This is a genomic window from Breoghania sp. (assembly GCF_963674635.1).
Taxonomy (GTDB): Bacteria; Pseudomonadota; Alphaproteobacteria; order Rhizobiales; family Stappiaceae; genus Breoghania.
Genome location: NZ_OY771475.1, coordinates 2,630,280 through 2,651,072, shown reverse-complemented (window position 1 = coordinate 2,651,072; position 20,793 = coordinate 2,630,280). Strand labels below are relative to the sequence as shown.

Annotated in this window: 19 protein-coding genes and 1 tRNA gene; 13 read left to right on the top strand and 7 right to left on the bottom strand. The window is 62.4% G+C overall.

Annotated elements, in window-relative coordinates:
• Positions 1 to 2: 2 nt before the first annotated feature.
• The 8 genes from ABGM93_RS11475 (at position 3) to upp (ending at position 8,275) form a co-directional block, all read left to right on the top strand.
• On the top strand, positions 3 to 824 hold the full coding sequence (locus ABGM93_RS11475) for a purine-nucleoside phosphorylase (RefSeq protein WP_321499553.1): 822 nt from the start codon (positions 3 to 5) through the stop codon (positions 822 to 824).
• Complete coding sequence (deoC, locus tag ABGM93_RS11470) at positions 817 to 1,584, top strand: deoxyribose-phosphate aldolase (protein WP_321499551.1); 768 nt, start codon at positions 817 to 819, stop codon at positions 1,582 to 1,584. The genes ABGM93_RS11475 and deoC overlap by 8 nt, the downstream gene beginning before the upstream one ends.
• Positions 1,584 to 2,897 (top strand): thymidine phosphorylase, encoded by a 1,314-nt coding sequence (gene deoA / locus ABGM93_RS11465; RefSeq protein WP_321499549.1) that lies wholly within the window; start codon positions 1,584 to 1,586, stop codon positions 2,895 to 2,897. Before deoC ends, deoA begins: the two co-directional genes overlap by 1 nt.
• Positions 2,898 to 2,986: 89 nt before the next feature.
• On the top strand, positions 2,987 to 4,207 hold the full coding sequence (locus ABGM93_RS11460; protein WP_321499547.1) for a phosphopentomutase: 1,221 nt from the start codon (positions 2,987 to 2,989) through the stop codon (positions 4,205 to 4,207).
• Between the two features lie 77 nt (positions 4,208 to 4,284).
• Complete coding sequence (locus tag ABGM93_RS11455) at positions 4,285 to 5,172, top strand: phytanoyl-CoA dioxygenase family protein (RefSeq protein WP_321499544.1); 888 nt, start codon at positions 4,285 to 4,287, stop codon at positions 5,170 to 5,172.
• Positions 5,163 to 6,143 carry an adenosine deaminase gene (locus ABGM93_RS11450; protein WP_321499542.1) on the top strand — a complete coding sequence of 327 codons (981 nt, stop codon included), beginning with the start codon at positions 5,163 to 5,165 and terminating at the stop codon, positions 6,141 to 6,143. Before ABGM93_RS11455 ends, ABGM93_RS11450 begins: the two co-directional genes overlap by 10 nt.
• Before the next feature lie 46 nt (positions 6,144 to 6,189).
• Positions 6,190 to 7,509, top strand: coding sequence for a DUF1688 family protein (locus tag ABGM93_RS11445; RefSeq protein ID WP_321499540.1), 1,320 nt, complete (start codon positions 6,190 to 6,192; stop codon positions 7,507 to 7,509).
• A 136-nt stretch (positions 7,510 to 7,645) separates the two neighbouring features.
• Complete coding sequence (upp, locus tag ABGM93_RS11440) at positions 7,646 to 8,275, top strand: uracil phosphoribosyltransferase (protein ID WP_319772687.1); 630 nt, start codon at positions 7,646 to 7,648, stop codon at positions 8,273 to 8,275.
• Positions 8,276 to 8,877: 602 nt separating this feature from the next.
• Here the strand turns inward: upp and ABGM93_RS11435 are convergent.
• The 6 genes from ABGM93_RS11435 to rpmH form a co-directional block, all read right to left on the bottom strand.
• Positions 8,878 to 9,573: a pyrimidine 5'-nucleotidase gene (locus tag ABGM93_RS11435; protein ID WP_321499537.1), complete on the bottom strand. Its 696-nt coding sequence runs from the start codon at positions 9,571 to 9,573 to the stop codon at positions 8,878 to 8,880.
• Between the two features lie 145 nt (positions 9,574 to 9,718).
• Positions 9,719 to 10,612 carry an acetylglutamate kinase gene (argB, locus tag ABGM93_RS11430; protein WP_319772689.1) on the bottom strand — a complete coding sequence of 298 codons (894 nt, stop codon included), beginning with the start codon at positions 10,610 to 10,612 and terminating at the stop codon, positions 9,719 to 9,721.
• Between the two features lie 142 nt (positions 10,613 to 10,754).
• Entirely contained in the window at positions 10,755 to 11,474 is a 720-nt protein-coding gene (gene yihA, locus ABGM93_RS11425) for a ribosome biogenesis GTP-binding protein YihA/YsxC (protein WP_321499534.1), read from the bottom strand.
• Between the two features lie 152 nt (positions 11,475 to 11,626).
• Entirely contained in the window at positions 11,627 to 13,438 is a 1,812-nt protein-coding gene (yidC, locus tag ABGM93_RS11420; protein ID WP_321499532.1) for a membrane protein insertase YidC, read from the bottom strand.
• A 16-nt stretch (positions 13,439 to 13,454) separates the two neighbouring features.
• The gene (gene rnpA, locus ABGM93_RS11415) at positions 13,455 to 13,868 is read right to left on the bottom strand and encodes a ribonuclease P protein component (RefSeq protein ID WP_321499530.1); all 414 of its coding nucleotides are present in this window, start codon (positions 13,866 to 13,868) and stop codon (positions 13,455 to 13,457) included.
• Between the two features lie 23 nt (positions 13,869 to 13,891).
• A complete protein-coding gene (gene rpmH / locus ABGM93_RS11410; RefSeq protein ID WP_293724006.1) occupies positions 13,892 to 14,026 on the bottom strand; it encodes a 50S ribosomal protein L34 in 135 nt (44 codons plus the stop codon).
• Positions 14,027 to 14,665: 639 nt separating this feature from the next.
• On the opposite strand from rpmH, the gene ABGM93_RS11405 reads away from it, so the two are divergent.
• From ABGM93_RS11405 to ABGM93_RS11385, 5 genes are all read left to right on the top strand, one after another.
• Positions 14,666 to 15,391: a TVP38/TMEM64 family protein gene (locus ABGM93_RS11405; RefSeq protein WP_321499527.1), complete on the top strand. Its 726-nt coding sequence runs from the start codon at positions 14,666 to 14,668 to the stop codon at positions 15,389 to 15,391.
• Positions 15,388 to 16,821: an FAD-dependent oxidoreductase gene (locus ABGM93_RS11400; protein WP_321499525.1), complete on the top strand. Its 1,434-nt coding sequence runs from the start codon at positions 15,388 to 15,390 to the stop codon at positions 16,819 to 16,821. Before ABGM93_RS11405 ends, ABGM93_RS11400 begins: the two co-directional genes overlap by 4 nt.
• Before the next feature lie 23 nt (positions 16,822 to 16,844).
• Positions 16,845 to 18,404, top strand: coding sequence for a HAMP domain-containing sensor histidine kinase (locus tag ABGM93_RS11395; RefSeq protein WP_321499523.1), 1,560 nt, complete (start codon positions 16,845 to 16,847; stop codon positions 18,402 to 18,404).
• Positions 18,405 to 18,603: 199 nt separating this feature from the next.
• Positions 18,604 to 18,680, top strand: a tRNA-Arg gene (locus tag ABGM93_RS11390).
• Between the two features lie 167 nt (positions 18,681 to 18,847).
• Positions 18,848 to 19,651 carry a class I SAM-dependent methyltransferase gene (locus ABGM93_RS11385; protein ID WP_321499521.1) on the top strand — a complete coding sequence of 268 codons (804 nt, stop codon included), beginning with the start codon at positions 18,848 to 18,850 and terminating at the stop codon, positions 19,649 to 19,651.
• A gap of 55 nt (positions 19,652 to 19,706) precedes the next feature.
• On the opposite strand, the gene phnF is transcribed toward ABGM93_RS11385, so the two are convergent.
• Positions 19,707 to 20,561: a phosphonate metabolism transcriptional regulator PhnF gene (gene phnF, locus ABGM93_RS11380; protein WP_321499518.1), complete on the bottom strand. Its 855-nt coding sequence runs from the start codon at positions 20,559 to 20,561 to the stop codon at positions 19,707 to 19,709.
• Positions 20,562 to 20,793: the final 232 nt, after the last annotated feature.

Genomic DNA, 20,793 nt, shown 5'->3' with positions numbered 1-20,793 from the left:
ACATGACCGGTTCCGGCAAACAATGCGCAGGCATCGTTCAGGCGGCCCGTCCAGGCAAGTATCGCGTCGGGCTGGTGCTGGGCTCCGGTCTTGGCACGCTTGCGGACGCGGTCGAGGATGCCGCGCGCATTCCCTACACCGAATTCCCGGATTTCCCGGTCTCAACCGTCTCCTCCCACAAGGGGGAACTGGTGGCCGGGCGGCTGGCAGGGCAGGAGGTGATCGTGCTGGCGGGCCGCGCGCATTACTATGAAAGCGGCGATCCGACCCGTATGCGCACGCCCCTTGAGACGATGAAGGCCCTTGGTTGCGAGATCCTGCTACTGACCAACGCCGCCGGGTCGCTGAGGCCGGAAGTCCCGCCCGGGTTTCCGATGCTGATCACCGATCATATCAATTTCTCCGGTCTCAATCCGCTGATCGGAGAGGAAAGCGAGGCCCGCTTCGTCGACATGAGCGCGGCTTACGACAAGGCTTTATGTGCGAGCCTTCGCAAGATTGCAGCGGATAACGAGATCCCGCTGGGCGAAGGTGTCTATGCCTGGTTCTCCGGCCCGTCCTTCGAGACGCCCGCGGAGATCCGCATGGCGCGCGTACTGGGGGTGGATGCGGTGGGCATGTCCACCGTACCTGAGGTGATCATCGGTCGTTTTCTCGGCTTGCGGATCGCGGCCATTTCCACCATCACCAACCTTGCCGCGGGCATGCAGGCGGAACTCTCGCATGTGGAAACAAAAGAAATGGGCCTGAAAGGCGTGGGGCGTTTGACAGCGCTCGTCACCGGCCTCCTGGCTTCCCTCGACAAGGATGTGGCGGATGCTTGACTTCGATGCGCGCGCGGTTGCGCTGCGTGCCCTTCCCCTGCTCGATCTGACCGACCTGAACGACGATAGCTCCCGCGACGCGGTGAAGGCGCTGTGCGCGCGCACGCAGACCGCCCATGGCCACGTGGCGGCGGTGTGCATCTGGTCGCGTTTCGTGGGCGATGCCTCCGTGTTCCTTGCTGGCTCCGACGTGCGCATAGCCACGGTGGTGAACTTTCCCGGCGGCGATCAGGATATCGCGGCCATTATCGAGGAAACCCAGCAGTCGATTTCCCATGGCGCGGACGAGATCGATCTCGTCATGCCCTACGAAGCATGGATGAGCGGCGATCGGGTTACGGCGGAATCCACGGTCATTCGCGTTCGCACCGCGGCGACGCATCCAGTCAAGCTGAAGGTCATTCTGGAGACGGGCCGCATCGGCGATGCCGCCCTCATCCGCGAAGCCTCCGACATGGCGATCGCGGCGGGTGCCGATTTCATCAAGACATCGACCGGCAAGGTCGATGTCAATGCAACGCCGGAAGCCGCCCGCATCATGCTGGAGGCGATCCGCGCCTCGGGTGCACCGGTCGGCTTCAAGCCCGCTGGCGGCATCCGCACGCTGGAGGATGCCGCGACCTATCTCGCCCTTGCTGACGAGATCATGGGCCCTGGTTGGGTCAGTCTGCAAACCTTCCGCTTCGGCGCCTCCAGCCTGCTCGATGCGCTGCTGGCGACCATCGAGGGCGGTCTGGCGGTAACGGGAGAGGGCTATTGATGCTGGCGCAGGAAATCATCCGCCGCAAACGCGACGGCAAGACGCTGTCGGCAGAAGAGATCGCGGGCTTCATCGCGGGCCTCACCGATGGGACTGTCGCCGACGAACAGGCCTCCGCGCTCGCCATGGCGATCTTCTTTCGTGGGCTCAACGTGGACGAACGTGTGGCGCTGACCCTCGCCATGCGTGATTCCGGCACGGTTCTCGACTGGTCGGAAATTGACCGTCCCGTCCTCGACAAGCATTCCACCGGCGGCGTGGGGGATAATGTCTCGCTGATGCTGGCGCCTGCGCTTGCCGCTTGCGGTGCGGCTGTGCCGATGATTTCGGGGCGTGGCCTTGGCCACACCGGCGGAACGCTCGACAAGCTCGATACCATCCCCGGCTATACCACGCAGCCCGACAACAAGCTGTTTCGCAAGGTCGTGGCGGATGTGGGCTGCGCCATCATCGGCCAGACGGCGGATCTTGCACCTGCCGACAAGCGCCTCTACGCCATCCGCGATGTCACCGGCACGGTGGAGAGCATCGATCTGATCACCGCTTCCATCCTGTCCAAGAAGCTTGCCGCAGGACTGCAAGGGCTGGTGCTGGATGTGAAATGGGGCACGGGCGCTTTCATGGCCTCACTGGAGGAGGCCCGTGCGCTGGCGCAAAGCCTTGTCGATGTGGCAAATGGGGCGGGGTTGAAGACGACCGCTCTTCTCACCGACATGAACGAGCCGTTGGCAAGTGCGGCGGGTAACGCGGTTGAGGTCCTGAACGCGATCGATTTCCTGACAGGCCGTCACATCGACAATCGCCTTTTTGATGCGACCGTTGCGCTTGGCGGGGAGGTTCTGGCGACCGGAGGGCTGGCAGAGGATGCGCATGAGGGCGAAACCCGCATGCGTGAAGCCTTCGAAAGCGGGCGCGCGGCGGAAATTTTCGGCAAGATGGTTACAGAGCTGGGTGGCCCGCGCGATCTTCTGGAGAAGGCGGAAGCCTATCTGCCCAAGGCCCCCGTCACGCGACAGATTCTGGCGGAGCGCGAGGGCCTTGTCACGCGCATCGATACCCGCGCCGTCGGTGTGGCTGTTATCGAGCTTGGCGGCGGGCGCAGACGAGCCGAAGACGACATCGACCCGCGCGTCGGCTTCACCCAGCTTGCGGGTGTCGGCATGGCGGTCGGTCCCGACGACGAACCGTTGGCCGTCGTGCACGCTGCCGATGAAGACGCTGCAGACAGGGCGGCACATGCCATTCGTGCCGCCTACCGCATTGGCGGCGAGATGGCCGACCACGATGTGATCGCGGAGCGCATCGCGCCCTGACCGGAGCGCATCAAGAACTGCAAGGACATAACGCCCGACATGGGCGATCAGACCGGTCTTTACGCCGGTGGAGAGGAAGAGGTGAAGCCATGGCCCGTGCCATCTTGATGGTGCTGGATTCCTTCGGCATCGGCGGCGCCGATGATGCGGAGAAATTCGGCGATCTGGGTTCCGACACGCTCGGCCACATTGCGGAGGCCTGCGCACGCGGAGACGGCGATCGCGAGGGGCTGCGCTCCGGGCCCTTGTCTCTTCCCAACATGGACCGGCTCGGCCTCGGTGCCGCCGCTGCCGCCTCAAACGGCATTCGCCCACCCGGTCTCGATCACGCGGGGGAACCAGAGGGTCTGTGGGGCTATGCGGCGGAAGTCTCCAATGGCAAGGACACGCCATCCGGTCACTGGGAAATCGCGGGCGTGCCGGTGCTGTTCGACTGGGGCTATTTCCCTGAAATCGTCCCGACCTTTCCCGATGAACTGATCTCCGCTTTCGTGAAACGTGCGGGCCTGCCCGGCATCCTCGGCAACAAGCACGCTTCGGGCACCGAGATTATCGCCGAACTCGGTGAGGAGCATGTGCGCTCCGGCAAACCGATCTGTTACACCTCCGGCGACAGCGTCTTCCAGATCGCCGCCCATGAAGAGCATTTCGGCCTGGAGCGGCTTTACGAGATCTGCCAGATCGCGCGTGATCTGGTTGATGAGTACAATATCGGGCGTGTCATCGCGCGTCCGTTTGTTGGCGAGACAGCGACCGATTTCGCGCGGACCGGCAACCGGCGCGACTACTCGGTTCTGCCGCCTGCTCCCACGCTTCTGGACCGCGCCAAGGCAGCGGGCCGCGAGGTGATTGCTGTCGGCAAGATCTCGGACATCTTCGCCCATCAGGGCATCACGCGCGCCATCAAGGCAAGCGGCAACGAAGCCCTGTTCGAGGCGAACCTGAAAGCCATGGACGATGCGGGGGACGGTGATATCGTCTTCACGAATTTCGTCGATTTCGACATGCTCTACGGACACCGGCGCGACGTTCCGGGCTACGCGGCCGCCCTTGAGGCCTTCGACCGGCGCCTTCCGGAAATCGAAGCTCGCCTCAGGCCCGGCGATCTGGCCATCCTGACTGCGGACCATGGTTGCGATCCGACATGGCGCGGCACGGACCATACGCGCGAGCATGTGCCAGTCATAGGCTTCGGGCCAGGCCTTGCGGCAAGGGCAATCGGCGGACGGACAAGCTATGCCGATATCGGGGCAACGATTGCCGCACATCTCGGCCTTGATCCGGGGCAATATGGAAAGAGCTTTCTTTGAGCTGGAAATGCTGAAAAAGGAGCTGGGGAGGCCGGAAACGGAGACGTTAACGGAACAAAGAGCGGGGGAATGGGCGCATGACTCGTCAAGCACGCAGATTTACGGCGACGGCCGACGGCAGTCTGACATATGAAATGCTGAGTGCGTTCAACGAGGACGGCTTCCTGCTTCTGGAAGGGTTTGTCGCTCCGGCCACATGCGATGCGCTGCGCGAACGAATGGCGTCACTCATTGCAGAGTTCGACCCCGAAAGCGTTGCCACGGTCTTTTCCACGAAAGCCCAGTCCCATGCGCAAGAGGAGTATTTCCGCTCATCCGGCGACAAGATCCGCTTCTTTTTCGAGGAAGAGGCCTTCGATTCCGACGGCCATCTCGTCAAGGGCACCCTGCATTCCCTGAACAAGGTTGGCCATGCCCTGCATGATCGCGACCCGGTCTTTTCCGCCTTTTCCTACGATATCCGGCTTGGCCGCATGGCGCGCGATCTTGGCCATGAAGAGCCGTTGCTGGCCCAGTCCATGTATATTTTCAAGCCACCGCATATCGGCGGCGAGGTGAGCTGCCATCAGGATTCAAGCTTCCTCCATACCACGCCTCTGAGCTGTCTCGGCTTCTGGTTCGCTTTGGAGGATGCCGACGACACCAATGGCGGGCTTTACGGTGTGCCCGGCGGCCACAAGGGGCCCTTGCGCAAACGCTTCCATTATTCCGGCGGCGATCTGGTTATGGAAACGCTGGACGAGACCCCGTTCGAGCCGGATTTCGAGCACGCCGCCCTGAATGCCCCCAAGGGGACTCTGGTGGTGCTGCATGGGAGTGTGCCGCACAAATCCGCGCCCAACCGCTCCGCCCGTTCGCGCCACGCCTATGCGCTTCATGTGGTGGATGGGGCCGCGATCTGGTCTGCCGACAACTGGCTGCGCAGGCCGTCCAACATGCCGATGCGCGGGTTTGCATGCGTCTGACAGCCGAGCTGCATTGCCATATCGAAGGGGCCGCTCCGCCGCAATTGGTGCGAAGTCTCGCCTTGCGTCGCGGCATCGATGTCGAAGGCCTTTTTGCCGCCAATGGAAGCTATGCGTGGAGCGACTTCACCTCCTTTCTGAGTGCCTATGACCGCGCTGCCGCCGTCTTTCGCGAACCGGAAGACTATGCCGCGCTCGCCCACGCTCACTACGCGGGGGCGGCGCGCGAGGGCATGATCTATGGCGAGGTTTTCATTTCGCCCGATCATGCGGCCTCCGCCGGATTGTCCTTTGCGACCTATGTTGAAGGCATTGCCGCAGGCATGGAGCAGGCGCGAGATGAGACCGGCGTGGAGGGCCGGATGATCGTCGTCGGAGTGCGCCATCTGGGGCGCGAGGCGGTCACGCGCGCAGCCAAAGCCATGATTGCCCATCCCCATCCGCTCGTCACAGGTTTCGGTCTTACTGGCGATGAGCGGCAAGGCATGGCGACCGATTTTGCCCATGCCTTCGCGATGGCGCGTGAGGCGGGCTACGGGCTCACGGCCCATGCCGGTGAATTTGGCGGGCCGGAAAGCGTTCGCGACGTGCTCGATCATCTCCGCGTTACCCGTATCGGCCATGGGGTCAGAGCGGTGGAGGATGCGGATCTGATGCGGCGCATGGCGGAAGAAAAGGTTGTGTTGGAGGTTTGCCCCGGCTCCAACATTGCGCTTGGGCTCTATCCGGACCGGGCCACCCATCCGGTCGGGCGCTTGCGTCAGGCGGGTATCCCGGTCACGATCAATTCAGACGATCCGCCATTCTTCGCCACGACTCTGGGGCGTGACTACGACGAAACGGCGCTCGCCCAACATTGGGACGCGGCCGCCGTGACGGATCTCACACGCACCGCATTGCGCGCAGCATTTTGCGACGAGGAGACCCGGGTGCGTCTTCTTGCGCGTCTCGACGAAACCCATCCGTCTTGACGGGTGCGGGCGACACTCAGTAGGCAGCCGCCATTGAAAGGTGCCCATGACCGACAAAACCGATTCTCCATCCGAGCCGCTTCTGGGGCAAGGCAGCGAAGCCGACCTCCCCATCGACTATGACGACGCGCTCGCCCACAAGGCGCGCATTCTGATGACCCCGCATGCGGTGCGCGCCCGTGCAAACCTGTTGTTGGACAAGGCGCTTGAAGGCGAGCTTTCTCATGTCGCCGTCGATATTGGTGCGCTCGATCCCCTTTCTGACAGTCTGGCTGCGCGGATCAGGGCCGAATGGCCGGATCTGGCGCTTCCGTTCCATTCCGTCTGGCGGCGATTTGAGGCGGGCGGTCATGACCGGTTTGCCGGTCTTGCCGCCTCACGGCAATGGCCGGATGTGCGCGAGATGGGCCGCGCCGCCTTCGACATGGCGCTTGTCGCCGGGTTCATCGGACCCGCTGCGCCGGACGGCTGGGGCTTTGCCGACGCTCTGACGGGGGAACGTTATCCTGGCGCGGACGGGCTCGCTATTGCCAGCCTGTCCATGATCGCAAGCGGTCTTTTCTCTGGTCAGCCACTCGATCCCCTGCGCGCCGACGCAGGCCAGCTCGTGCGTGTCTCGGAAGACGAGATCGCGGCGGGTCTCCAGATCGACCCTGACAATCCGGCGATGGACTGCGCGCCTCTTGCCCGTGTTCTTCGGCGTCTGGGCGAAGCTGTGGGGCTGAGGGACGATGTCTTCGCCCAAAAAGACGATCCGCGCCCCGGTGGGGTGTTCGACCTGCTTTTCGAGGAAGGTCTGGAGGGCGCGCTGGGCGCCTCCCGTGTGATGGAACTCCTGTGCGACGGGCTGGCTATCGTGCAGGTGGGCGGACCGGCGCTTGGCGGTATTCCGCTTGGCGACACCGCCACTCACCCGAGCCTGCGCGGTGAGGGGATTGAGGAGGGGACGGAGACCTTCATGCCGTTCCATGCGCGCCTGCAACGCCTGGTTCCGGATCTGGTGGAGCCGCTTGTCTGGGCGGGAGTGGAGATTTCGGGCCTTGAGGATCTGACCATCAACAGTGATGCACCTGCGGCAGCACTGTTGCTCGATGCAGGTGTCGTGACGCTTTGTGATGGCCCCCCGCAAGGCGGAGTGATCGCCCTTGATGCGCCTCAGGCGGTTGAATTGCGGGCCGTGACTGTCGCGCTCTTCGACCGGCTCGCGGAAAAGTTGCGCCTGCGATTTGAGGTGCGTGCGGAAGAAATGCCGCTGGCAGGCCTTCTGGAAGGTGCTATCCGGCACGCTGCCGGCAAGATTGCGTTGGAAAAACGCGGCACATTGGTCCCAATGATTCAGTTTGGCGCCCCGGACGGGCTAAAGTAGCCGCCAGAAAGCGTGGTGAAGCGACCGGGAGCCGGGGCCTTCGCCAGATTGATCGACCCCGCGGATCTGCTTGCCCCGGCAAGCGTCGTCCGCGCGATCAAGAAACAACAGAGCAGAACAAGAAGGAGTTTCCGGCATGGGAACGGCGACAGTCATCGACCATCCGCTGGTGCAGCACAAGCTCACCATCATGCGTGACAAGGAAACCTCCACGTCCAGCTTCCGGCAACTTCTGCGCGAGATCGCGCATTTGATGTGCTACGAGGTCATGCGCGATCTGGAGCTGACCACCATCACCATCGAGACGCCGATTGCCGAGATGAGCTCCCCGACGCTGGCTGGCAAGAAGCTGGTCTTCTGCTCCATCCTTCGGGCCGGAAACGGCCTTCTGGAAGGCATGCTGGATTTGGTGCCGTCGGCCCGCGTTGCCCATATCGGCCTTTACCGCGATCCCAAGACGCTGATTCCGGTGGAATACTACTTCAAGGCCCCGGAAGACCTGGAAGACCGCCTGATCGTCGTTGTGGACCCGATGCTGGCCACTGCCAACTCCGCCATTGTCGCCCTGGATCGTCTGAAGGAACGGGGTGCCAAGAACCTGCGGTTCGTCTGCCTTCTGGCAGCCCCGGAAGGCATCGAGAAGTTCTCCGAGGCCCATCCGGACGTGCCGATCTTCACCGCGGCGATTGATCAGAAGCTCAACGAGCACGCCTATATCGTGCCCGGCCTCGGCGATGCGGGCGACCGCATGTACGGAACGAAATAGGCACGATTTGCGGGACGGCGAATTTCCCGCTCTCAGCCACGCCAGCGACATTCCGGACCCCGGCTCATCACCTCTCCCACGGGGAGAGGTCGGCGCGGCTCGCGCTGGGTGAGGGGGCAGACCATACCGTATCCCCGGAGAGATCGCATCCCCTCACCCCAACCCTCTCCCCATGGGAGAGGGGGCTTGATCGCGGATGTGGCGATACCGCAGGTCTTGATCGGGGGTGCGCAAGGGCGGCAAATTCGGATTGTCGCCTTGGAAAAGAGCCCGGCCTATCACCTCTCCCATGGGGAGAGGTCGGCGCGGATCGCGCCGGGTGAGGGGGCAGGCCATGCCGTGCCCTCGGAGATATCGCAGCCCCTCACCCCACCCCTCTCCCCATGGGAGAGGGAGCTTGATCGCGCATGTGGCGACATAGCGGGCCCTGATCCGGGGGGGGGGCGCAAGGGCAGCAAATTCGGATTGTCGCCTTGGAAAAGAGCCCGGCTCATCACCTCTCCCACAGGGAGAGGTCGGCGCGGATGCGCCGGGTGAGGGGGGGGGGCTGGCTTTGCCGTATCCGAGGAACTTCGTTCTCTCCTCTGACGTTATCCGCGCCCTCAGGCGACTTTTTCGAGAAGCCCTTCCAGAAAGCCCGCCAGATCTTCGGTTACGAAACCCACGTAAGGTGCGTTGCGGCCTTCAAGCTCCCAGGCCTCACGAAACACCTCGCGGGTGCCTGACGGCACGACCAGAACCGTCTGCATGCCAAGGTCATGCGGGATTTTCAGGTTGCGTGCCAGATCCTCAAACATCGCTGCGCGGGTCGGGTCGATCGTATTACGCTTGAGGAAGATGTCGTAGGTTTCGGCAAAGGGTTTGGGCACAAGCTCGGCATCCTCGATGCCAAACATGTCGGTGAAGTAATCGGTGATGCCCAGCTTGTTTGACACGGCAAGGGCATGTTGGCGCGTGCCGTTTGTCATGATGAACTTGCGGCCCGGCAATCGACGGATCGCATTTCCCAGCCGCGGGTCCGGCTTCAGCGCGCCGTGGTCGATGTCATGCACGAACTCCAGGAAGTCGTCGGGCTCGATGTCATATTCCATCATCAGACCGCGCAGCGTCGTTCCGTAGCGCTGGTAATAGTCCTTCTGGATCGTACGGGCCTCTTCGGCGCTCAAGCCGGTCAGACGGATCACATAATCGACAATCCGGTCGTCGATCTGGGCGAACAGGTTCGTTTGGGCCGGATAAAGCGTGTTGTCGAGGTCGAAGACCCAGTCAGTGACAGGGCCGAACGGATCCATGGTCATGAAGGAAGACTTTCGCGCGTTGGCATGGGGCGAAGGGGCCCGCGCCGGGTCATCCCGGTTTAAGGGCGCCCACTCGGCAGGTCAATTCGGGAAAGGTCGCGTGGGTAAACATGGGTAGACGGGGGAACGTCTGCCCTGCGAGCCATCAGCGCGTGATCAGTGTGCCCGCGCCACCTTCGGTGAAGAGCTCCAGCAGCACCGCGTGCGGCACCTTGCCGTTCAGGATCACAACCCCTTCCACACCCCGGTCGAGCGCGTCGATGCAGGTCTCCACCTTCGGGATCATGCCGCCGGAAATCGTCCCGTCGAGGATCAGCGAACGCGCTTCGGCGACCGTCAGCCGTTTCAAGAGATTGCCATCCTTGTCGAGGACACCGGGCACGTCGGTCAGGAACATAAGGCGAGAGGCATTGAGAGAACCGGCGATGGCGCCCGCGAAGGTATCCGCGTTGACGTTGTAGGTCTCTCCGTCGACGCCGGGCGCCACGGGGGCGACAACCGGGATCAGGTCTTCCTTGAGAACCAGTTTCAACACCGTCGGGTCGACCGATTTCGGTTCGCCCACGAAGCCCAGATCGACAATCTTCTCGATATTGGAATCGGGATCGACCGTCGTGCGGGTCAGCCGGTCCACCACCACCATGCGGCCATCCTTGCCGCACAGCCCGACGGCGCGTCCGCCCTCGTTATTGATGGTGTTGACGATATCCTTGTTGATGCCGCCGGCCAGAACCATTTCCACGATCTGGACGGTCGCCTTGTCCGTGACACGAAGCCCGCCGCGGAACTCGCTCTCGATGCCGAGCCGCTTGAGCATGTCACCGATCTGCGGCCCGCCGCCATGCACCACAACCGGATGAACCCCGGATTGGCGCAGCAGCGTGATGTCGCGCGCAAAGGCCTTGGAAAGCTCTTCATCGCCCATAGCATGCCCGCCATACTTCACCACCACGGTCCGGTTGTCATAGCGCTGCATGTAGGGCAGGGCTTCGGAGATGATGGTGGCGCGCGTCAGCGCGGGCGTGGAATGATTGCTCATAGCGGGGGGAGCCTCGTCGGTAATGCCCGATCCAGTGCGGGTTCGGCCAATTCTGAAGAGCGTCTATAGACCAATTCGGTCCCGAGCGTAAACGCCGTGCCCATGGAAATTGTGACGACGCGCGACCCGGCCACAGTCTGCCTTAGCTTTCCGAACTCTCTGCCGGCGCAGAAAATCCGCCGATCTCGGCTATGGTTGCGCGCAACTCGTCGATCCCGACGCCCTTTTCGCTCGATGTTGTGATGACGATCGGGAAGGCGGCAGGGCGGCGGCTGATTTCGGCAAGCGTCTGCTGCACCAGCTTCTCAAGGGCCGGAGGCTTGATCTTGTCCGCCTTGGTGAGCACGACCTGGTAGGTTACAGCGGCCGTGTCCAGCGCCTTCAGCGCCGCCAGGTCATTGCCCTTCAGGCCATGGCGAGAATCGACCAGCACGAAGACCCGGCGCAGGTTCACACGACCGCGCAGGTAATCGAAAATCAGGTTGGTCCAGGCATCCACCGTCTTTTTCGGGGCTTCCGCGTAACCGTAGCCCGGCATGTCGACGATCGTGACCGGCTCGGCACCGCCGAAATCGGGGGTTGAGAAGAAGTTGAGGAGCTGTGTGCGGCCCGGCGTGTTGGAGGTGCGTGCCAGTCCCTTGCGGCCCGTTACCGCGTTGATCAGGCTCGACTTGCCCACATTGGAGCGGCCCGCAAAGGCCACCTCCACGCCTTGCGGCGCGCTCAGTTGTTGGTAGCGCGCAACCGAGGTCACGAAGTCCCAGGGGCGGGCAAACAGCAAACGTCCTGCTTCGAGCCGGGCAAGGGCCGCGGCCTCTGCATCAGCGGGATCGATGTCGGAAAGAGGCGGTGTATCTGTCATCTGGTCTCGCAGGGCCGGTTTGGTCCGGTTTCTTGCAATGTCTCACCCTAAGCGGGCAGGCAGCAGGCATACCATAAAAATTGCCGGCCAGATCGAAACAATCTGGCCGGCAACCGTGATTTCAAGCGATGCGGAAACGCCGATCCGCTCCGTTATGTTTCGCTCTTCTTGCGCTTGAAAGTCCCAAGCACGTTGTCGAAAAGTTCCATCTTCACGCCCTGACGGCGCATGATGACATATTGCTGAAGGATCGACAGCGAGTTGTTCCACGCCCAGTAGATCACGAGGCCGGCGGGGAACGAACCCAGCATGAAGGTGAACATCACCGGCATCCAGTTGAAGATCATCTGCTGCGCGGGCTCGGCCGGCGTCGGGTTCATCTTCATCTGGAGGAACATGGTGACACCCATGATCAACGGCCAGATGCCGATCGACATGAAGGCCGGGTGATCCCAAGGCACCAGCCCGAACAGCGTGAACACCGAAGTCGGATCGGGCGCGGACAGGTCGTGGATCCATCCAAAGAACGGCGCGTGCCGCATTTCGATGGTTACATAGAGCACCTTGTAGAGCGAGAAGAACACCGGGATCTGGATGATCATCGGAAGGCAGCCGGCAAGTGGATTGATCTTCTCCGTCTTGTACAGCTCCATCATGGCCTTCTGCTGCTGCGCCTTGTCGTCCTTGTAACGCTCGCGGATCTCAGCCATTTGCGGCTGGACCTTCTTCATCCGGCTCATCGAAACATAGGACTTATTTGCGAGCGGGAAGAAGATGAGCTTAACCACCACGGTGGCCAGCAGGATGGCGATGCCGAAGTTGCCGACCATCTTGTAGAAGAGATCGATCATCCAGAACATCGGCTTGGTGATGAAATAGAACCAGCCCCAGTCGATCATCAGATCGAAATTGTGGATGGAGTACTCATCATCGTACTTGTTGATGACGTTGACTTCCTTGGCGCCTGCGAACAAGCGGACCTTGGCTTCCGATTGGCCACCGGCGGGCACGGAAACCGCATTGCCGAGATAGTCGGCCTGATAGCCGTCAACGTTGGGAATGTAGGAAAAGCGCGGCTGGAACTGGGTGTTGGCATCTGCCGGAATGAGCGCCGTCGCCCAGTACTTGTCGGTGATGCCAAGCCAACCGTTGTTGGTCGCATCGCCGCGCACGGCCTTTTCTTCCTTGAGGTCGGCGTATTTGACCTCTTTCAGGCCCTGGTCGCCGAAGACGCCGATCAGCCCCTCATGCAGAATATAGAAGCCCTTGGTGTCCGGCGTGCCGTGGCGCGAGATCAGTCCGTAAGGATAAAGCTTCACCTCCTGGTCGGTGGCGTTGGCCACGGACTGGGTAACGGTGAACATGTAGTCCTTGTCGACCGAAATCGTGCGGCGGAAGGTCAGGCCTTCGCCATTGTCCCAGCTGAGAACGAGCGGGTTGGTCTCGCTCAGCGGGCCGGTGCTCTCCTGCGTCCAGACCGTCTGGGCGTCGGGAACCGTGACGTTGGCCCCCGGATCCGTCGTCCAGTCGAATTCCGCGTAATAGGGGTGCTCTGAGCCAGACGGCGAGAGGAGCGTGATGGTCGGGCTGTTGTCGTCGACCGTCTCGCGATAATTGGAAAGGTGAAGATCGTCGATGCGCGCGCCGCGCAAATTGACGGAGCCGGACAGGCTCTCCGTCTTAATCTCGACCCGCGGCGTGGCGGCGATGGCCTCTTCACGCGTCATCGCGACGGCTTTTTCGCTGGTCGCCTGCGGAGCCGTGGCCGGAGCAGCTTCAGGAGAGGGGCGGGTCTCACCGGGCAGAACCGCGGTCACGCCCTGCTTGGCGGCCTCTTCCTTGAGGGCGGCCACCTGTGCTTCGCGACGCGCCTCCAAGCCTGGCTGGACGACAAAATACTGCCAGCCGAGCAGGATCGCTAATGAGAGCACGATCGCGACGACGTAATTCTTGTTCTCGAACATGCCTCTGGTCTCACCGTTACTCTGGTTTCGCCTTGGGCGCGGTGTTGGGCTTGCCGCTGCGCGTGCGCACGGCGTCGGTTGCGTCCCGGTGCACGCGGGCAAAACCCGCAGCCAGATCCTTTTTCAGGTCCGAAAAGGATATGTCGAGCGCTGCTTTGCGCCCGATCAGGACATAGTCGCACGCCTCGTGGGCAGCCTCGGGCGCTACGGCCCGAATGGCGGCCCGCAGGCGGCGCTTTATGCGGTTGCGTTCTACAGCATTGCCCGTCTTTTTTGTGACGGTGTAGCCGACACGCGGCAAGTTGCCGCTTTCACGTCCGCACAGGGCTTGCAGCACAAAAGCGCGCCGAGGCGCTCGCGTGCCTTTGGCGACAGCGAGAAACTCGGTGCGCTTTTTAAGCGTAGGTATGGAAAAGGGCGGTGTGCTCATGTGCCATCCGCCTCATTCGTACCTTATGCGGACAGGCGCTTGCGGCCCTTGGCGCGCCGACGGGCGATGACCTGACGGCCATTCTTCGTGGCCATGCGGGAACGGAACCCGTGGCGACGCTTGCGGACAAGGCGGCTCGGCTGATACGTGCGCTTCATGATTTCCCACCGCGCCGGACGCGGCCCTTGACTTAAACAGACTTCTGACGATCGATGTTCGGCTGAGGCTGCGCCCGCCGCGCTCAATCAAGCGCATGTCTTTTCAGGTATGGGCACATCAGGTGCAAAACCACAGCCGAAAGAGACCGGTCGGGCGACAGGTCCTGATGGAGCGCGCTTATACGGGGGGCGTTTGCCTAAGTCAACGCATTCGGCGCAATCATCCTCGCGATACACCGATCTCCATGCTGCAGGTCGCCATCGCCTCGGGTCGGCAAAGCCCGTCTGCCCAGCTCCCATATGCCGTCCATTCTGGCTCACAGCGACTTGAAGTATCGGTTTCAGGTCATCAATTTCGGGTGAGAAGACAGAATAGTCTGCGCGTTTTCCGTATCTAGAGATTAGATAGGCCTCAACAGACAAGGCCAACCTCTCGGCCGAAATGTCGGGACGCACGCCAAGCTCAATGACAAGAATCCTGACAGAGTGTGGTGCCCGGGCAACGGCAATCGCGCAGAGAACGGAATCCCAATGCAAAGACCCCAACGGGGAAACCTCAGGGCCGATGCGAGCGAGAAACCGGCTGGAGACGCGCCGCAGACAGGCGTGGGAGATCGCGCCGGGAGAGCGCGACGCTGGTTGCCTTTGGCGCTTTTGATCGCGGCCATGGTTCTGGGCTACGCCATGGGCTGGCACAGATACCTGACCCTCACCGAGCTCATTCGGCACCGCGACGAGCTGGATGAGCTGGTCGATGCCCATTACTGGGCGACGGCGACCGTCTTTTGCTTGGTCTACGTAGCCTGCGTGGCGTTGTCCTTTCCAGGAGCTTCCCTGCTCACCCTTGCGGGCGGATTGCTTTTCGGGGCGCTTTCGGCCGGGACCATGACCGCCTTTGCAGCCACCTCGGGCGCGGTGATCGTGTTTCTCGTGGCCTCCAGCTCATTCGGCGGCGCCTTGAAACGCCGCGCCGGACCTGCCACCCGGCGCCTGGCGCGGGGCCTGCGTGAGGATGCGTTCAACTATCTCCTGTTCCTGCGCCTGACGCCGATCTTTCCCTTCTGGCTTGTCAATGTGGTGCCCGCGTTGGTGGAGGTGCCATTGCGTACCTACACGCTCGCCACCTTCATCGGAATCCTGCCGGGAACCTACGCCTATGCGTTCCTGGGCTCCGGCCTCGACAGCCTGATCGAGGCACAGGAAGAGGCGGATCCGGGCTGTGTCGCGCGTGGGGCATGTTCCATCGAGGTTTCCGCGTTGATCACGGGGGAGATGATCGTCGCTTTCCTGGCTCTTGGGGGGGCTGCGCTCATTCCGGTCGTGCTGAAGAAATGGCGGCGGAAACAGGCGGGAGGCGAGGCATGACCGGCAATATCCTGACACCGGACATATGCGTCATTGGTGCCGGCAGTGGCGGCTTGAGCGTCGCCGCCGCCGCCGCGGCTTTCGGCGTGGAAGTGGTGCTGATCGAAAAGGGGCTGATGGGCGGAGATTGCCTCAATTACGGCTGCGTCCCCTCCAAGTCTCTCATCGCCGCAGCGCATCGGGCCCACATCATGCGCAACGACAGGGGGCTTGGCGTCGCGTCGGTGGAGCCGGTCATGGATTTCGCTCGGACGCAGGCGCATCTGCGCTCCGTCATCGCCGCCATTGCGCCACATGATTCGGTGGGCCGTTTCGAGGATCTCGGTGTCGTCGTTCTGCAATCGCACGCTCGTTTTGTCGATTCGGAGACCGTGGAGGCGGATGGAACCCGCATCAAGGCCAGACGATTCGTCATCGCGACAGGCTCTTCGCCGGCTATCCCGCCCATTCCGGGCCTTGCCGAGACTGGCTATCTCACCAACGAAACGATCTTTGATCTCACCCAACGTCCCGATCACCTGATCATCGTCGGGGGTGGGCCCATCGGCATCGAACTCGCTCAGGCCTATCGCCGTCTGGGCGCGGGCGTGACCGTTCTGGAAGCCAACAAGGCCCTGTCGCGCGAGGATCCGGAAGCCGCCGCGCTGGTGTTGTCTGCCCTGCGCGCGGAGGGTGTGGCGGTCCATGAGGGCGCGAAGGTCGTGCGGGTCGAGGGGCAGGAGAGCGCTCGCACCGTCATCATCGAACGCGAAGGTGAAGCGCAGGAGCGTATTACCGGGTCCCATCTTCTGGTGGCGGTCGGACGCAGTCCCAACATTGCCGATCTGGGGCTTGAGGCGGCAGGTGTCGATTTCGAGCGCGGCGGCATTCGCGTCGATCCCGATCTCAGGACGTCCAACCGCCGCGTCTACGCCATTGGCGACGTGGCGGGCGGGCTGCAATTCACCCATGCCGCCAATTATCATGCTGGGCTTGTGGTGAGGGCGATTCTGTTTCGCCTGCCGGTGCGCAATCGGCCGCATCTGGTGCCGCGTGTCACCTATTGCGATCCGGAGCTTGCCCATGTCGGACTGAGCGAAGCCGAAGCGCGCGAAGCGCACGGCGACGGCATGAAGGTGCTGCGTGCCGAACTCGCGGAAAACGACCGGGCGCGGGCAGAGGGAATCGCTCAGGGCTTCGTGAAGATACTCACCGACAAGCGCGGCCGTATTCTGGGCGTGACGATTGTCGGCGAAAACGCGGGCGAGTTGATCGGCATGTGGGCGCTTGCTGTGTCGCGACGGCTGAAGGTCTCCGCAATCGCGGGGCTGACATTGCCTTACCCGACCCTGTCGGAAACCGGCAAACGGGCCGCCATCGGCTACTATTCCGGCTCTCTTGAGAGCCCGTGGGTTCGCGCACTTGTTCGTTTCCTGCGCATCTTCGGCTAAGGTGCTCCCCCATAGCAGTTGAAATGCGCTTGAAAGCCGTGATGCCGGAAACGAGTGAAAACAGCCGATCTGTCGATGATGTGGGGGAGGTCACGTCACGGAGCAGGCTTGGCCTGTCGGCAAAGCTCCTGATCCTGACCGTCATTTTCGTCATGCTCAGCGAAGTGCTGATCTTCGTTCCCTCGATAGCCAATTTCCGAAATAACTGGCTGTCCGACAGGTTGCGCACCGCAGCCGTCGCCGCCGCGGTTCTGGCGGAGTCCGATGTGATCTCGCCCGCACTTCAGACCCGTCTTCTGGCGGCGACCGGCGCATCTGCGATCGCGCTCAATGATGGGCCCGCCCGTCGCCTAATCGCCATGAATGCCATGCCGCCCATGGTCGACGAACTCGTCGACATGAACACGATGGACGCAACCACCGCCATCCTGCAGTCCTTCGACACGCTCCTTTACGGTGAGCACCGCACCCTCCGCGCCATCGGAAAGGCGGAAATGGGCATGAGCGGCAATATCGAGATCGTCATGCCGGAGGCGCCACTTCGCGCGGCGATGCTGGGCTTTTCCTGGCGCATTCTCCTCCTGTCGCTGGTCATCTCCATGGTCACCGCCTCCCTCGTCTATGTGAGCCTGCGTTGGCTTTTCGTGCGTCCCTTGCAGCGGCTCTCGGCCAATATGGCCCGCTTCGGCGAGGCGCCACAGGATGCCTCGCGCATCATTGAGCCGTCGGGGCGCGCCGATGAAATCGGTGATGCGGAAAAGCGCCTTGCGACCATGCAGACGACGCTTGGCCAGACCTTGCACCAGCAGCGCAGGCTGGCCGATCTCGGTCTTGCCGTTTCGAAGATCAACCATGATCTGCGAAACCTTCTGGCCTCCGCGCAGCTCTTCCTTGAGCGTTTGGAAACGAGCCCGGACCCCTTGGCGGCCCGTCTCGCACCCAAGATCGTTTCCACTCTCGATCGTGCTGTCGGCTACACCCGTGCGGTGCTTTCCTACGGACGAGCGCAGGAGGCCCCGCCTGCGCGTCGCCTCGTGCACTTGTCGCGTATCGCTGACGATGTCGCGCAGGTCCTGGGGCTGTCGGACAGCGATACGATCACCTGGGAAAACCGCGTCGACGCGGACATGGAGATCGATGCCGATCCGGAACAGATTTTCCGCGTGTTGATGAATATCTGCCGCAATGCGGTTCAGGCCCTGAAGGGCGAGGACGACCCGGCGGTGGTCAAGCGGTTGGCGGTGGAGGCCGAACGGCACGGCTCCGTGGTGACCATCCGCATCAACGATACCGGCCCCGGGGTTCCCGCCGCTGTTCGTCCGAATCTCTTTCAGGCCTTTCGCGCCTCCGCGCGTCCGGGCGGGACGGGACTGGGACTCGCGATTGCGTCGGAACTGGTGCGCGCCCATGGCGGGGAGATCGTTCTGGAGGACGCCACGGTCGGTGCGTCGTTCCGTATCACCCTGCCCGACAGACCGCTTGATCTCGCCCGCGCCCGTGCCTCGCAAGGCGGGACAAGCGGTTCGCTGCGGCAAAATGAAGGGAAATCGGCGGAACGGGCGGACGGGCCGGCGCTCAACTGAACGATGGTCGGGGACGGGGAATTCCACAGTTCGGTGGATGAGTTTGCACAAGGTGGATTTTTCCGTTTTTGTGCCCTTGCATTCCTCGAACTTAGGCAGTAGGAGTAGCGCCCTGTTCGGGACGGTTCCACACGGGCCGCAGAGAACGGAAAGCGGATGTCTCCCATCCGCGACGACCCGGGCGATAAGCCCACGGCAGGCGCCGGTAGCTCAGCTGGATAGAGCACCAGACTACGAATCTGGGGGTCGGGGGTTCGAATCCTCCCCGGCGCGCCATTGCCCTTCACGGCAATGGCCGCCACGCCTGGCCACAAAATCTCAAGTGCCGTCTGGGTCCCTGCATTCCCCTTGTTTAACCCGCAAACCGAACTCGCTCTCGACGTCATCAAGCGTGGAGAAGAGACGTGTGCGGGGCTTAGCGTGCGCTTCAAGGAGCCGAGCCGATGACGAAGAAAATCTCCGATTATACGGCGGCAAACCGCGCTGTTTGGGAGGTCTCCGCACCGCTTCATGAGCAGGGCGCGCAATGGGATGCCCTTCTTGCACAGGCCGGCGAACCCGGGTTTTCGGTGCTGGACAGCCATCTGACCGAGACAATTCGTGCCCTGAACCTCACAGGGGGAACTGCATTCCAGGTTGGCTGCAACAATGCGCGCGAGCTTTTGTCTCTGCGGGCTTTGGGCCTCGTGCCGAAACTGGGGATTGACCAGTCAGCCGCGTTTCTTTCGCAAGGGGCGCGATTGGCTTCGGCCTGCGGGGCCGATGTGAAGCTGGTCGAAGCCGATATTTATGACCTCCCGTCCGGGCTAGGCACATTCGATATGGGCCTGATCACGATCGGCGTCCTGAACTGGATGCCGGACCTGCCCGCTTTCTTCCGGATCGTGGCGGGTCTGTTGGCAGATGGGGGACGTCTTGTCATTTACGAGACGCATCCGATTCTGGAGGTCTTCGACCCCGCCAGCGCCACACCGTATGAGCCGGCCTACAGCTATTTCGATAGCAGCCCTCAGGAGATCGAAGAGATCATCACCTATGACGGACAGGATCACGGCAAGGGCGAAACCGGGTACTGGTTCGTGCACACCATGGGAGCCATCGTGACGGCCTGTGCGAAGGCGGGGCTGCAGATCTGCGAGCTGACGGAATACCCCCACAGCAACCGTGAGCCGCAATATGACCTCTATCAGGGGCGGGCTGCGCAGATCCCCATGTGTTACAGCCTGGTTGCAGCGAAGTCGGCCTGATTGCGAGTGCACCGGGGGCGGCCTTGCTGCGAACCTCGATGCCGATCTGGCCGCGTCAGCTTTCCACCGTCAACTGGATTCGCTCCGCCGCAAAACGTGTTCGCGCGACCTGGATCGGTTGGCCGTCCTTGTCGGTGTTGAGGACAGCGGTGACAAGGACCGGGGCCGTCGGGGCGATTTGCAGAAGACGGGCCTCGTCCGGCTCCGCAAGTCGCGCGGAAATGTCTGTCCGGGCGCGAGAATAGTCGCTCACCCCATGGGCGGCGAGCGCCTTGGTCACCGAGCCGGTCTCCGCATAGTGCATCACGAGATCGGGAAAACGCGCGGCGGGAAACCACGCGGTGGAGACGGAGACCGGCAATCCGTCTGCCACATGCAATGTCTCCAGCCGGTGCACGGTTGCTCCTGCAGGAAGCTTCAGCTTCTCCGTCAGCCAGGGGGCGGCGGTCTCGCGAAAAGACGAGATCAGCCGTCCGCCAGGTTCGCGGGCCTGCCGCGAAATGATCTCCGAAAACCGGGTGCGCGAGCCGATGGGATAGCTGATCGGCGCGCTTTCCACGAAAGTGCCGCGCCCCTGCCTGGAGGAGACGATCCCCTCATTGGCGAGCTCGCCGACCGCGCGGCGAATCGTGTGGCGGTTGACCCCGAATCGCTCGGAAAGCTCTGATTCGGTCGGCAGTTTCGCACCCTGACCCCAAACGCCGGAGCGGATGTCGCGCTTCAACTGTTCTGCGATCTGCCGCCAGAGCGCGACGCCCTTGCTGCGCTCCATGGAGAGTGAGGCCTGGTCTGTCAGGTCACAAGTCAGCTCGCTTGTTTCGTCCAACGGCGTTCTGGGCACGGGGGCTTCCTGTTTCTGCATGTCCGGCTTCGCCATTTTGGCCTGCCTGTTCTTGGTGTTGGGCGTCATCGCGCCGTTATCTCTGCCGCGCCATGATCCATGCCGTCCGAGCAGATCCCGGCAGAGCCGACGACGTGCGCGCAAAAGCGCCGAACGGACCGCGCCGAGATATCCAGTCTTCCCGACATAGCTGCTGCCTTCCTCCCTGTCATGTCCCCGGTGGCGGGATCGTTTGTGTCATCGCCACGTCATGCAGTTTCGATACGACTTGTGCTTGAAGATATGCTTGTATAGATAAATA

Excerpts from the sequence above, each read along its gene's own strand:
- ABGM93_RS11475 (WP_321499553.1), top strand. The coding sequence starts at position 3 with ATGACCGGTTCCGGCAAACAATGCGCAGGCATCGTTCAGGCGGCCCGT.
- deoC (WP_321499551.1), top strand. The coding sequence starts at position 817 with ATGCTTGACTTCGATGCGCGCGCGGTTGCGCTGCGTGCCCTTCCCCTG.
- deoA (WP_321499549.1), top strand. The coding sequence starts at position 1,584 with ATGCTGGCGCAGGAAATCATCCGCCGCAAACGCGACGGCAAGACGCTG.
- ABGM93_RS11460 (WP_321499547.1), top strand. The coding sequence starts at position 2,987 with ATGGCCCGTGCCATCTTGATGGTGCTGGATTCCTTCGGCATCGGCGGC.
- ABGM93_RS11455 (WP_321499544.1), top strand. The coding sequence starts at position 4,285 with ATGACTCGTCAAGCACGCAGATTTACGGCGACGGCCGACGGCAGTCTG.
- ABGM93_RS11450 (WP_321499542.1), top strand. The coding sequence starts at position 5,163 with ATGCGTCTGACAGCCGAGCTGCATTGCCATATCGAAGGGGCCGCTCCG.
- ABGM93_RS11445 (WP_321499540.1), top strand. The coding sequence starts at position 6,190 with ATGACCGACAAAACCGATTCTCCATCCGAGCCGCTTCTGGGGCAAGGC.
- upp (WP_319772687.1), top strand. The coding sequence starts at position 7,646 with ATGGGAACGGCGACAGTCATCGACCATCCGCTGGTGCAGCACAAGCTC.
- ABGM93_RS11435 (WP_321499537.1), bottom strand. The coding sequence starts at position 9,573 with ATGACCATGGATCCGTTCGGCCCTGTCACTGACTGGGTCTTCGACCTC.
- argB (WP_319772689.1), bottom strand. The coding sequence starts at position 10,612 with ATGAGCAATCATTCCACGCCCGCGCTGACGCGCGCCACCATCATCTCC.
- yihA (WP_321499534.1), bottom strand. The coding sequence starts at position 11,474 with ATGACAGATACACCGCCTCTTTCCGACATCGATCCCGCTGATGCAGAG.
- yidC (WP_321499532.1), bottom strand. The coding sequence starts at position 13,438 with ATGTTCGAGAACAAGAATTACGTCGTCGCGATCGTGCTCTCATTAGCG.
- rnpA (WP_321499530.1), bottom strand. The coding sequence starts at position 13,868 with ATGAGCACACCGCCCTTTTCCATACCTACGCTTAAAAAGCGCACCGAG.
- rpmH (WP_293724006.1), bottom strand. The coding sequence starts at position 14,026 with ATGAAGCGCACGTATCAGCCGAGCCGCCTTGTCCGCAAGCGTCGCCAC.
- ABGM93_RS11400 (WP_321499525.1), top strand. The coding sequence starts at position 15,388 with ATGACCGGCAATATCCTGACACCGGACATATGCGTCATTGGTGCCGGC.
- ABGM93_RS11395 (WP_321499523.1), top strand. The coding sequence starts at position 16,845 with ATGCGCTTGAAAGCCGTGATGCCGGAAACGAGTGAAAACAGCCGATCT.
- ABGM93_RS11385 (WP_321499521.1), top strand. The coding sequence starts at position 18,848 with ATGACGAAGAAAATCTCCGATTATACGGCGGCAAACCGCGCTGTTTGG.
- phnF (WP_321499518.1), bottom strand. The coding sequence starts at position 20,561 with ATGACGCCCAACACCAAGAACAGGCAGGCCAAAATGGCGAAGCCGGAC.